At 60.3% G+C, this 12,604-nt stretch carries 11 protein-coding genes; 9 read left to right on the forward strand and 2 right to left on the reverse strand.

The window, feature by feature from the left end; translation table 11 throughout:
- Positions 1-5 precede the first annotated feature (5 nt).
- The 6 genes from cheR to MUM_RS0100440 all read left to right on the forward strand — a co-directional run bounded on the left by cheR (position 6) and on the right by MUM_RS0100440 (position 5,236).
- Positions 6-833, forward strand: coding sequence for a protein-glutamate O-methyltransferase CheR (gene cheR, locus MUM_RS0100415; RefSeq protein WP_010165768.1), 828 nt, complete (start codon positions 6-8; stop codon positions 831-833).
- Positions 834-1,068: 235 nt separating this feature from the next.
- Positions 1,069-1,476, forward strand: coding sequence for a flagellar basal body rod protein FlgB (flgB, locus tag MUM_RS0100420; RefSeq protein ID WP_003214246.1), 408 nt, complete (start codon positions 1,069-1,071; stop codon positions 1,474-1,476).
- Between the two features lie 3 nt (positions 1,477-1,479).
- Positions 1,480-1,932, forward strand: coding sequence for a flagellar basal body rod protein FlgC (gene flgC / locus MUM_RS0100425; RefSeq protein ID WP_003214244.1), 453 nt, complete (start codon positions 1,480-1,482; stop codon positions 1,930-1,932).
- Positions 1,933-1,948: 16 nt separating this feature from the next.
- On the forward strand, positions 1,949-2,677 hold the full coding sequence (flgD, locus tag MUM_RS0100430; protein WP_010165771.1) for a flagellar hook assembly protein FlgD: 729 nt from the start codon (positions 1,949-1,951) through the stop codon (positions 2,675-2,677).
- 31 nt (positions 2,678-2,708) lie between these two features.
- Entirely contained in the window at positions 2,709-4,031 is a 1,323-nt protein-coding gene (gene flgE, locus MUM_RS0100435) for a flagellar hook protein FlgE (protein WP_010165772.1), read from the forward strand.
- A 146-nt stretch (positions 4,032-4,177) separates the two neighbouring features.
- On the forward strand, positions 4,178-5,236 hold the full coding sequence (locus tag MUM_RS0100440; RefSeq protein ID WP_010165774.1) for a hypothetical protein: 1,059 nt from the start codon (positions 4,178-4,180) through the stop codon (positions 5,234-5,236).
- A gap of 102 nt (positions 5,237-5,338) precedes the next feature.
- Here MUM_RS0100440 and MUM_RS0100445 read toward each other — a convergent pair whose 3' ends face one another.
- Positions 5,339-8,236, reverse strand: a complete 2,898-nt coding sequence (locus MUM_RS0100445; RefSeq protein WP_010165776.1) for a ribonucleoside-diphosphate reductase subunit alpha — start codon at positions 8,234-8,236, stop codon at positions 5,339-5,341.
- Positions 8,237-8,967: 731 nt separating this feature from the next.
- Here MUM_RS0100445 and MUM_RS0100450 point away from each other — a divergent pair.
- Complete coding sequence (locus MUM_RS0100450) at positions 8,968-9,693, forward strand: response regulator (protein ID WP_010165778.1); 726 nt, start codon at positions 8,968-8,970, stop codon at positions 9,691-9,693.
- On the forward strand, positions 9,690-11,300 hold the full coding sequence (locus MUM_RS0100455) for an ATP-binding protein (RefSeq protein ID WP_010165780.1): 1,611 nt from the start codon (positions 9,690-9,692) through the stop codon (positions 11,298-11,300). The genes MUM_RS0100450 and MUM_RS0100455 overlap by 4 nt, the downstream gene beginning before the upstream one ends.
- A gap of 88 nt (positions 11,301-11,388) precedes the next feature.
- Here the strand turns inward: MUM_RS0100455 and MUM_RS0100460 are convergent, their stop codons facing one another.
- Positions 11,389-12,105: a 4'-phosphopantetheinyl transferase family protein gene (locus MUM_RS0100460; RefSeq protein WP_029615714.1), complete on the reverse strand. Its 717-nt coding sequence runs from the start codon at positions 12,103-12,105 to the stop codon at positions 11,389-11,391.
- A 180-nt stretch (positions 12,106-12,285) separates the two neighbouring features.
- Between MUM_RS0100460 and MUM_RS0100465 the strand changes: the two genes are divergently transcribed.
- Positions 12,286-12,594 (forward strand): hypothetical protein, encoded by a 309-nt coding sequence (locus MUM_RS0100465; RefSeq protein ID WP_010165784.1) that lies wholly within the window; start codon positions 12,286-12,288, stop codon positions 12,592-12,594.
- Positions 12,595-12,604: the final 10 nt, after the last annotated feature.

The following is a 12,604-nucleotide window of genomic DNA, read 5'->3' on the forward strand; positions in this document are numbered from 1 at the left end:
TATCATTGTCTACGGGTAATTTGGATTTCGAACAGTTCCGGGTCTTCCTGGAAAAAGCCTGTGGCATATTGCTCGGTGAAAACAAGCAGTACCTGGTATCCAGCCGTCTCAACAAACTGATGGAGCAGCAAGGCATCAAGTCCCTCGGGGAGTTGGTGCAGCGGATCCAGGGCCAGCCGCGCAGCGGGCTCAAGGAGATGGTGGTCGATGCCATGACCACCAACGAAACCTTGTGGTTTCGCGACACCTATCCGTTCGAGGTGCTCAAGAACAAGGTACTGCCCGAGGCCATCAAGGCTGCCCCCGGCCAGCGCCTGCGCATCTGGTCGGCGGCCTGTTCGTCGGGGCAGGAGCCGTATTCGATTTCGATGTCCATCGACGAGTTCGAGCGGACCAACATGGGCCAACTGAAGGCAGGGGCGCAAATCGTTGCCACAGACTTGTCCGGCACCATGCTCACCAATTGCAAGACCGGCGAATACGACAGCCTGGCACTGGGCCGCGGGTTGTCCCCGGAGCGGTTGCAACGTTTCTTCGACCCTAAAGGCGCGGGGCGCTGGGCGGTCAAGGCGCCGATCAAGAGCCGGGTGGAGTTTCGCTCGTTCAACCTGCTGGACAGTTATGCCAGCCTGGGCAAGTTCGACATGGTGTTTTGCCGCAACGTGTTGATCTACTTCTCGGCCGAGGTGAAGAAAGACATTCTGTTGCGCATCCACGGCACCCTCAAGCGTGGCGGTTACCTGTTCCTCGGCGCTTCCGAGGCACTGAACGGTTTGCCGGATCATTACCAGATGGTGCAGTGCAGTCCGGGGATCATTTACCAGGCCAAGTGATGAGCGCTTGAACAAAAAAGGGAGGCCTGCAGAGGCCTCCCTTTTTTTATGGCCGCAGAGCGGCAAGCAGGCATTGCCGCTTTACTGGCGTTTCGCGGAAACCCTTTGCCGCTTTTCTGGCATTGCCGCCGGCAATCCTGTCGCAAACCCTTGATTTACGGCGCTCCGGCAACTTGGCATGGCCCTTGCTAAATCCTAGTTACGAAAAGCAGGTCCGCCCCTAAAGGTTTCCGCCATGAGCATCAGCTTCGATAAAGCGCTCGGTATCCACGAACAAGCCCTGGGCTTCCGCGCCCAGCGTGCCGAAGTCCTGGCCAACAACATTGCCAACGCCGACACCCCGAACTACAAGGCTCGGGACCTGGACTTCTCTGCCGTGCTCGCCGCACAGCAAGACAAGACCAAGAACGGCACCTTCGCCCTGAACATGACCAACAGCCGTCATATCGAAGCGCAAGGCCTGGGCAATGGTGACGAGTCGCTGTTGTATCGCACGCCGATGCAACCGTCGATCGACCAGAACACCGTGGACGCCCAGCTGGAGCAATCGGCCTATGCCGAGAACTCGGTGAACTTCCAGGCCAGCTTCACCCTGCTCAACAGCAAATTCAAAGGGCTGATGTCAGCCCTGCGTGGAGAGTAAGCCATGTCCCTCGCCAGTGTTTTCAATATTGCCGGTAGTGGCATGAGCGCGCAGACCACGCGCCTCAACACCGTCGCCAGTAACATCGCCAACGCCGAGACCGTGTCGTCGAGCATTGACCAGACCTACCGCGCCCGGCACCCGGTGTTCGCCACCATGTTCCAGGGCGGCCAGGGTGGCCAGAGCGGTAGCGGCGACTCGCTGTTCCAGAACCAGGATGCCGCAGGCCAGGGCGTGCAGGTGCTCGGTGTGGTCGAAGACCAGAGCAACCTCGAAGCCCGCTACGAGCCGAACCACCCCGCCGCGAACGAAAAAGGGTACGTGTACTACCCCAACGTCAACGTGGTCGAGGAAATGGCCGACATGATTTCCGCCAGCCGCTCGTTCCAGACCAACGCGGAAATGATGAACACCGCCAAAACCATGATGCAGAAGGTCCTGACCCTGGGTCAGTGATAAGGGGCGCCAAATAATGGCCATTGTTGATACCAGTTCGACCAACACTGCGGTCCAGGACCTTTTCAATTCCAAGGTCAAGACTGCGACAGATAACAGCAGCGTCGGCAGCGCCGTCAGTTCGGCGACCGGCAACCAGTCGTTGGGCAAGGACGCGTTCCTGCAACTGCTGGTAACCCAACTGAAAAACCAGAACCCGCTGTCGCCCCAGGACAACGGCGCGTTCGTGGCACAGCTGGCGCAGTTCAGTAGCCTGGAAGGCATCAACACCCTGAATGACTCGGTGAACGCGATTTCCAGCAACTTCAGTTCCTCGCAGGCGCTGCAGGCTTCGTCGCTGGTGGGGCGCTCGGTGATCACCCAGACCGACAAGGCCATGGTTGATACCAGCAAGAGCATGACCGGTTCCGTGGCGGTGACGGCAGCGACGGGTAACGTCTCCGTCAAGATCACCGACAAGGACGGCAACGTCGTACGCACCATCGACATGGGCGCCCAGAGCGCCGGCAATTCCAGCTTTGTCTGGGATGGCAAGAACGATGCGGGCGAGACGGCGCCTCCAGGCACCTACACCTTTAATGCCACCACCAAGAATGACAAGGGTGACTCGGTTGCCCTGGCCACCTCGCTGCCGGCAACGGTGACCAGCGTGACCCTGGGTACGAACGGCGGCGAAATGCTGCTTAACCTGGCGGGCGGCATGGGCAGTATCAAGCTGTCGCAAATTCAGACTATCGGTACATAGAGCCGGCTAAATACGGCAAAAGGAGAGAACAATGTCTTTTAACATCGGCCTTAGCGGCCTCTATGCGGCCAACAAACAACTGGACGTGACCGGTAACAACATCGCCAACGTCGCGACCACCGGTTTCAAGTCGTCCCGTGCGGAATTTGCGGATATCTACGCGGCTTCCAAGTTGGGCACCGGCCAGAACAGCATCGGTAATGGCGTGAACCTGGCGGCAGTGTCCCAGCAGTTCACCCAGGGTGACGTCAACAACAGCGGCGGCATTCTGGACATGGCGATCCAGGGTGGCGGCTTCTTCGTGCAGAAGGGCAGCGACGGCTCGCTGGAGTACACCCGTAGCGGTGCCTTCCGTGCCGACAAGGACGGCTACATCACCAACAACACCGGTACTTCGCGCCTGCAAGGCTATGCGGCCGACGCCGATGGCAACATTCAGAAGGGTGGTTTGACCGACCTGCAACTGAACCTGTCGAACCTGCCGCCGAAGGCGTCGAGCAAGGTGGATTCCACCAGTAACCTGAACTCGTCCGAGCTGCCGATCGACCAGACGGCACACCCATTTGATCCGACGAAGTCGGACAGCTTCACTACCCAGTACTCCACCACCCTTTACGATACGCAGGGCAACGCGCATCCGATGGTGCAGTACCTGGTGAAGACAGACTCCAACACCTGGAAGTCCTACACGCTGATCGACGGACGTAACCCTGACGGCTCGCCGATCAGCGGCACCGGCACCGACGTCAAGGCGCCAGTCGCCTCGACGCTGTCGTTTGACAGCTCGGGCAAGCTCACGGGCATCGTCACCCCGCCAGCCACCGCTTCCAATACCACGCTGACCATTTCCGACTGGAAGCCGGGCGGCCTGGTCAACGGTGTCTGGACGTCTAACGGGGCGGCTGCCAATACAGCCGGGGTTGCCGTCAACATGGCGAATATCACCCAGTACAACTCGGCTACCTATCGCAACCCGCCGACCACCGATGGCTACGCCACCGGCCAGATCACCGGGCTGAAAATCGACGGCACCGGTGTACTCTTCGCCACTTTCAGCAACCAGCAGAGCAAGGCCATTGGCCAGATCTCCCTGGCGAGTTTCAACAACGAGCAGGGCTTGCAGCCAAACGGCGGCACCACGTGGAAAGAGACCTTTGCGTCCGGCCAGCCAGGGTTTGATACCCCGCAATCCGGCACCCTGGGTTCGATCGTGGCCAACTCCCTGGAGAACTCCAACGTCAACCTGACCAACGAGCTGGTGGACCTGATCAAGGCCCAGAGCAACTATCAGGCGAACGCCAAGACCATCTCCACCCAAAGCACCATCATGCAGACCATCATTCAGATGACCTGATGCTGTCGCTTTAAGCCGCTTCACCGGAAAGCCCCTCGATCGAGGGGCTTTTTTTTTTGGTCGTCTGCCGGAACGTGCGATGCCTGTTTGACCACCTATCAAGCCAAGAGCCGTTGTGCCTTGTGATTATTGGTGGAGGGGAAGGTATGTGGGGTTTTTCGGTGTCACGCGATGGTTCGGGGGGTGTGCCATATGACGTTTGGGGGGCAGGGCAGTACCAGAGGGGCGCCGGCGGTTCGGATGGCATCAAGGATAACCTGGCGTCTGAAAAGGAAACCGTCACAAGCCTGCTCAGGCAGTTGGATGACGCCGAAAAAACCTCCAAGAGCCAGACCGCCCAGGACCTGCGCGACAAACTTCATGAAAAACGAAAAGAGCTGGGTGATGAAGCGTTCAAGGAGATTCTCGAGCAACTGAAGAAAGAGTTATCCGAACAGTGGTTGGCGCTTTTGAAGGCACTGTTTCCGGACTTGTTTCCGGATGCGCCTTCCCCTTCACCGGCGCCCACTCCTTCGCCCGGTGGCGGCGGTGGCGGCGGTGGCGGCCTTGGTGGTGGCGGGTTTGGTCCCTCCGAGTCCATGAGCAACAAACCGCTCACCGAAGGCGCAAAACATTTCAACTACAAACCCGACAACAGCAACCCGGGGAAAAAACCGGACAATATCTGGAGTGGTTTCAGCCAGGGCCCCGACGGCAACTGCATCACTGTCTCGGCGATAAAGGCCGCCATGATGCAGTTTGGCCAGAAGCCCACCGACGTCTTCAAGGAGGTGAAGGAGAGCGGTGACGGTTTCGACGTGACCATGCGTGATGGATTCAAACTCCACCTGTCGCAGAACGAATTACAGCAGGCTGCCACCCATGCTCGGTTCAAGGGCGATGACCCGGCCATGATGACTGATGCCAACTTCATGTATGCGGCGAGCGCCAAGCGGGCGCAGATGGAAAACAACGACGGTACGGCAAGACGCAGTTTCCAGGCGGCGATGAATAGCCTCAACGATGGAGAGTATGCGCGGGAGGGGCTGGACCGCCTGGGTCTGAAAGGACGTTACAGGCCAGCGACCGATGAGGATCTGAGAAACAGCAAGGTGGGGACGGTGGAGTACGGCGGGCACTCGATGGCCGTGATAAACGGCCGGATTGAGTTATGGGGGCAGCGAGGCGGCGTGCCTCAGTCCGGTATGGCAACCGTATTGTTCTAAGGCCCGCGCGCTTTTTTAGCGGGCAAAAGAAAACCCCCGATACGCCATAGGCCTATCGGGGGTTATTCAAGCCTGGGTGGTTAAACCCGGGACCGGCTCAGCTTACTGGCAAGCTTCGCAATCCGGCTCGTCGATCGCGCAGGCTTTAGGCACTGGCGCCGGGCCGGCAGGAGCGGCGAGAACCGAATCATCACCGTGGTTGCCGCCGCTGGAAACAGCGTTCAGCTTGCCGGTGTTGATGGTCGACTTCTCGGTACTGGTAGCGGCCAGGGCACGGAGGTAGTAAGTGGTTTTCAGGCCACGGTACCACGCCATGCGGTAGGTCACGTCCAGCTTCTTGCCCGATGCGCCGGCGATGTACAGGTTCAGCGACTGAGCCTGGTCGATCCACTTCTGACGACGGCTGGCGGCGTCAACGATCCACTTGGTGTCCACTTCGAAGGCCGTCGCGTAGAGCTCTTTGAGTTCTTGCGGGATGCGTTCGATCTGCTGCACCGAACCGTCGTAGTACTTCAGGTCGTTGATCATGACCGAGTCCCACAGGCCGCGGGCCTTGAGGTCGCGAACCAGGTACGGGTTGATCACGGTGAATTCGCCCGACAGGTTCGATTTCACATACAGGTTCTGGTAAGTCGGTTCGATCGACTGCGATACGCCAGTGATGTTGGCGATGGTGGCGGTCGGTGCGATGGCCATGATGTTGGAGTTACGAATACCTTTCTGCACACGGGCACGTACCGGCGCCCAGTCCAGGGATTCGTTCAGGTCAACGTCGATGTACTTCTGGCCACGTTGCTCGATCAGGATCTGTTGCGAATCCAGCGGCAGGATGCCTTTGGACCACAGCGAACCCTGGAACGTCTCGTAGGCACCGCGCTCGTCGGCCAGGTCGCAGGAAGCCTGGATCGCGTAGTAGCTGACCGCTTCCATGGACTTGTCGGCGAACTCGACCGCAGCGTCCGAACCGTAAGGAATGTGCTGCAGGTACAGCGCGTCCTGGAAGCCCATGATGCCGAGGCCAACCGGACGGTGCTTGAAGTTGGAGTTCTGCGCCTGCGGTACCGAGTAGTAGTTGATGTCGATCACGTTATCGAGCATGCGAACGGCGGTGTTCACGGTGCGTTCCAGCTTGGCGGTATCCAGCTTGCCGTTGACGATATGGTTCGGCAGGTTGATCGAGCCCAGGTTGCAAACGGCGATTTCGTCCTTGTTGGTGTTCAAGGTGATCTCGGTGCACAGGTTCGAGCTGTGGACCACGCCCACGTGCTGCTGCGGGCTGCGCAGGTTGCACGGGTCTTTGAAGGTCAGCCATGGGTGGCCGGTTTCAAACAGCATGGAGAGCATTTTACGCCACAGGTCTTTGGCCTGGATGGTCTTGAACAGCTTGACCTTGCCCGGGTATTCGGTGAGGGCTTCGTAGTACTCGTAGCGCTCTTCGAAGGCCTTGCCGGTCAGGTCGTGCAGGTCCGGTACTTCGGATGGCGAGAACAGGGTCCACTTGCCGTCATCGAAGACACGCTTCATGAACAGGTCAGGGATCCAGTTGGCGGTGTTCATGTCGTGAGTACGACGACGGTCATCACCGGTGTTCTTGCGCAGCTCGATGAACTCTTCAATGTCCATGTGCCAGGTTTCCAGGTAGGCACACACAGCGCCTTTGCGCTTGCCACCCTGGTTCACGGCGACGGCGGTGTCGTTCACCACTTTCAGGAACGGTACAACGCCCTGGGACTTGCCGTTGGTGCCCTTGATGTACGAACCCAGTGCACGCACCGGCGTCCAGTCGTTACCCAGGCCGCCGGCGAATTTGGACAGCATGGCGTTGTCGTGGATCGCGTGGTAGATGCCCGACAGGTCATCCGGCACGGTGGTCAGGTAGCAGCTCGACAGCTGTGGACGCAGGGTACCGGCGTTGAACAGGGTCGGGGTCGACGACATGTAGTCGAAGGACGACAACAGGTTGTAGAACTCGATGGCACGGTCTTCTTTCTGCTTCTCTTCAATCGCCAGGCCCATGGCCACGCGCATGAAGAACACTTGCGGCAGTTCGAAGCGGATACCGTCCTTATGGATGAAGTAACGGTCGTACAGGGTTTGCAGGCCCAGGTAGGTGAACTGCTGGTCGCGCTCGTGGTTGATTGCCTTGCCGAGTTTTTCCAGGTCGAAGGTGGCCAGGACCGGGTTCAGCAATTCGAATTCGATACCCTTGGCGATGTAGGCCGGCAGGGCCTTGGCGTACAGGTCGGCCATCTCGTGGTGGGTGGCGCTGTCGGCGACTTTCAGGAAGCCCAGGCCTTCGGCACGCAGGGTGTCCATCAGCAGGCGCGCGGTCACGAACGAGTAGTTCGGCTCACGTTCAACCAGGGTACGGGCGGTCATCACCAGGGCGGTGTTGACGTCGGTCAGGGCCACGCCGTCGTACAGGTTCTTCAGGGTTTCACGCTGGATCAGGTCACCATCGACTTCTTCCAGGCCTTCGCAGGCCTCGGTGATGATGGTGTTCAGGCGGCCCAGGTCCAGCGGTGCAAACGTACCGTCGGCCAGGGTGATGCGGATCGACGGGTGAGCTTGTACGGCGGCTTCTTCGGCCGGGGAGCGTACGGCACGTTCCTTGGCGCGCGAGTCACGGTAGATCACGTAGTCGCGGGCAACTTTCTGCTCGCCGGCACGCATCAGGGCCAGTTCGACCTGGTCCTGGATTTCTTCGATGTGGATGGTGCCGCCCGATGGCATGCGACGCTTGAACGTTGCGGTGACCTGTTCGGTCAGGCGGGCAACGGTGTCGTGGATGCGCGACGAGGCAGCAGCGGTGCCGCCTTCAACTGCAAGAAACGCTTTGGTGATGGCGACGGTGATTTTGTCATCGGTGTAAGGAACGACAGTGCCGTTACGCTTGATCACACGCAATTGGCCGGGCGCGGTGGCGGACAGATCCAGGTTCGAATCAGCGGCCTGCGGCACGGAGCCTTGCGGGTTCTCGCGAGTTGTGTCGGTTTGCATGGGGGGTTGTCTCCACATTCTATATTTATTTGGGCACCATCACGGTGCCCACCGTTCCGTCCTGAAGCACTTACAACAGGCCTGGGCCTGGCATAACAACTTCGGGACAGGAGGAAGGGAGCTGTTCGCGCCGCTTCCATGCCGAAGTCTTCGGTTACAAGCCTTGGGGCTCTTTACCGTATTCCTGGTGGGTGACAGTTTCGTACTGCAACACCCGTACCGTTTTCGCCTGATCGGGGCAGAAAACGGCTGCCATCCGCGTGCGCGGTTTGGTCTTCTGAAAAAGGCTTAAGTTCAACCAAACAGGAGCAAGAAAGAGCTTGAGTTTCTTGTCTGATTTGTGTTTGGTCTTTTCGCTGAAAACCCTACATGTAGGGTTTTTTTTGCGACGACCTACAAGATAATGCGTTTTGGGGGGCTTAGCAACGGACTACCTGTGGATAACGCTGTGGGTAAAATGTGTATGAAACGTGGAACAGCCGTGTAGGCCGCAGTACTGCTGGATTGCGCCGTTTGTCACCGGATATTCCGAGGTGAAAACACCCGGTTGAATTTTTGCGGGCGCGAACCCTATCACAAAAAAACACGATGTCCGAACGCATTTGCGCGCTTGTGCTAGAGGGCTGGCTCATGGCTACAATCGTCCTTTAATTCACGCGATATCTTGTTCACTCCACATGACAACTGTAGGAGCGAGCCCGCTCCTACAATAATGAGAACCGAGGTAACGCATGGAGCAAGAAGCCTGGCAGGTATTGATTGTCGAGGACGACGAACGACTGGCCGAGTTGACCCGTGACTACCTGGAGAGCAACGGCCTGCGGGTGTCGGTGGAAGGCAACGGCGCCCTCGCGGCGGCGCGGATCATCGCCGAGCAACCAGACCTGGTGATCCTCGACCTGATGTTGCCCGGCGAAGACGGCCTGAGCATCTGCCGCAAGGTGCGCGAGCGCTACGACGGGGTAATCCTGATGTTGACGGCGCGTACCGATGACATGGACCAGGTCCTGGGCCTGGACATGGGCGCCGACGACTATGTGTGCAAGCCCGTACGCCCACGCCTGTTGCTGGCGCGGATCCAGGCCCTGCTGCGGCGCAGCGAAAGCGTCGAGCCGGCCACGCCCGAAAAACAGCGGCGTCTGCAATTCGGCCCGCTGGTGGTGGACAACGCCCTGCGTGAAGCCTGGCTGCACGAAGGGGGCATCGAGCTGACCAGTGCCGAATTCGACCTGCTGTGGCTGCTGGTGGCGAATGCCGGGCGGATCCTGTCCCGGGAAGAAATCTTCACCGCCTTGCGCGGCATTGGTTATGACGGCCAGGACCGCTCCATCGACGTGCGCATCTCGCGGATCCGCCCGAAAATCGGCGACGACCCGATTCACCCGCGGCTGATCAAGACCATTCGCAGTAAGGGCTACCTGTTCGTCCCCGAAGCTGCTGCTGACCTTACGCCGTGAACTCGATCTTCCTGCGCATCTACGGCGGCATGTGCGCGGCGCTGATTCTGGTGGCGTTGCTCGGCGTACTGGCCTTGCACCTGCTCAATGAAGTGCGCAGCGGCCAGTACCGCGAGCGCCTGGCCCACGGCACCTTCGCGCTGATGGGCGACAACCTGCAACCCATGAGCGCCATCGAGCGCCGCCGCGCCCTGGCGGTGTGGGAGCGCTTGCTGGGCATCCCGCTGGAGTTGCAGACCGTGGCCGAAGCGCACCTGGACCTGAGCCAGCGCACCCGCCTGCAACGCGGCCAGGTGCTGGTGGAGCAAACCGGGCCTCACGCAGCGAGGGTGCTGCGGTTGGTCAGCGACCAGGAACAACTGTTGCTCACCGGTGAAGTGCAGCAAATCAGCGAACAGCTGGCCCGCGCGACTATTTACCTGCTGGCCGATGAGCTGGTGCGTTTCCCGGTGGCCGAGCAGCCGCAGAAACTCGCCGACCTGAAAGAGGCCAAGGGCTTTGGTTTCGAGATGCACCTGGTGACGCTCGATCAGGCGGATATGGATGATGACCAGCGCCGCCGGGTGTCCGAAGGCGATACCGTGATGGCCCTGGGCAAGGGGGGCGACTCGATCCGGGTGTTTGCCGGCATGGTCGGCACGCCGTGGGTCCTGGAAATCGGCCCGCTGTACCAGATGAACCCATACCCGGCGCAATGGCTGATCCTGATCGCGCTGATCAGCCTGACCTTGATCGGCTTGATCGTCTATTTATTGGTGCGCCAACTGGAGCGGCGCCTCAGTGGCCTGGAAGCCGCCGCCACGCGCATCGCCAAAGGCAGCCTGGAAGTGCGGGTGCCGGCCCGGGGCGCCGATTCGGTCGGCCGCCTGGCCGCAGCGTTTAATGGCATGGCCGAACACCTGCAACGCCTGCTGGCGATCCAGCGCGAACTGGTGCGTGCGGTGTCCCATGAACTGCGCACGCCGGTGGCGCGCCTGCGGTTCGGCCTGGAGATGATCGGTGACGCGGCCACGCCTGAAGCGCGGCGCAAGTACATGGAAGGCATGGACAGCGATATCCAGGACCTTGATGGCCTGGTGGACGAAATGCTCACCTACGCGCGGCTGGAGCAGGGTTCGCCGGCGCTGGACTTCCAGCGGGTCGACCTCAGTGCGTTGCTTGATCAGGTGATTGAGGAGCTGTCGCCGCTGCGCCCGGAAATCAATGTGGCGCGGGGCATCTGCCTGTCGTCGGCCCACTGGGACGATGCGTGGGTGGAAGCCGAGCCGCGCTACCTGCACCGTGCCCTGCAAAACCTGGTGAGCAACGCCATGCGCCATGCCCAGGGGCACGTGCTGATCAGTTACCAAGTGGGCCAGGTGCGCTGCCGCATCGACGTGGAAGATGACGGGCCGGGCGTGCCGGAAAGTGCCTGGGAGCGGATCTTCACACCGTTCCTGCGGCTGGACGACAGCCGCACCCGTGCGTCGGGCGGGCACGGGTTGGGATTGTCGATTGTGCGGCGGATCATCTATTGGCACGGCGGCCGGGCATTGATCAGCAAGAGCAATAACCTGGGGGGCGCGTGTTTCAGCCTGAGTTGGCCAAGAGACCAAGAGAAAACCTGAAACGGCCATCGCAGGCAAGCCAGCTCCCACATTTTGCAGTGTGAACCCGATCAAAGGTGGGAGCTGGCTTGCCTGCGATGACGGTGCTTCAGGCGCTGATGGCCACCAGGCTCAACAACTGCCCGCCATCCACCGCAAACTGCGCCTCCAGCTCCTTGCCATGGCACCACTCGGCGGACAAGTCCGTCAGCAACCGCAGTCGCGCATGGCCGGAATCCGACCATTCCAGCAACTCGGCATGCTCAAAATAGAAGCGCTTTTGCACGATCGGGTAAAGCGCCTTGAACAGGCTCTCCTTGGCCGAAAACGTCAACGTCACCACCTGCGCAATCTGCTCCCGCGGCCCGGCCGCCATACGCTGCAGTTCATCCGGCGTCAGGATTTCCCCGGCCAGGCGTTCCGCCCGCTCCAGAGTCAGCAGGTTTTCCAGGTCCATCCCCAGCCCACGCCACTGAGCCTTATGGGCGACGATGGCCGCCGCATGGCCGGTGCTGTGGGTGATCGAGCCGCTGATGTGCGCGGGCCAGACCGGCGCACGGTCCTCGCCAATCGCCGGCACGCAATCGAGCCCATCCAGTTGCTGCAGCGCGGCGCGCGCGCATAGCCGACCGGCAAGAAACTCCGCCTGCCGCTTGGCCACCGAACGCTGGATGCTCGCGGGCGGCGGCACGGCGCTGCGCTGGAAGTCGCCGATGGCCAGCAGGGCCGGGTCAAAACGGGTGCTCAGCAAGACCGTGCCGGGCAAGGCGACGGGCAACGGCCAATGGGCATCAAGTGGGGTGCAGCAAGCAGGTAGGGAATTCATGCCGGGTATTTTGCCGAGTTGGAAGGCCGCTGGATAGCCTGCGGCCGGGGATACGTAAATAACTCTTTACACAGTAGCCGGCCTCGGTTCAGCCCAGGTTCAGAGAGTGTTCAGGGGGAGTTCAGGGGCGTCTGCGTAGTCTGGCCCCGTACCCAAAGCCAAAGCGTATGAGGTAGCACCATGACTGCGATCAAGAAGCTGATGTTGGCGTTAACCATGCTCAGTGCCACTGCTGGCGTGCAGGCCTCTGACGCGAGTTTCGCGGGTTTCTCCAAAGAGAAGAGCAAAAAGCCCTACAGCCTGCTTCAGCGGGTGAGCTTCGAAGATGCCGGCGAACACGCCGCCCCCTGGGGCCAGTCCCTGGGCCAGCACCCTGCGCAGTCGGACTATCGCGTAGGCAATGAAAACCTGTCAGGTCACTTCAACGGCAGTAAACTGCGCCAGCAAGACCTGCAGGGCCGCTATGATATACCCCAGTTGGAAAGTTGATTTGCCTTGG

The sequence above is a fragment of the Pseudomonas sp. PAMC 25886 genome (assembly GCF_000242655.1).
Taxonomy (GTDB): Bacteria; Pseudomonadota; Gammaproteobacteria; order Pseudomonadales; family Pseudomonadaceae; genus Aquipseudomonas.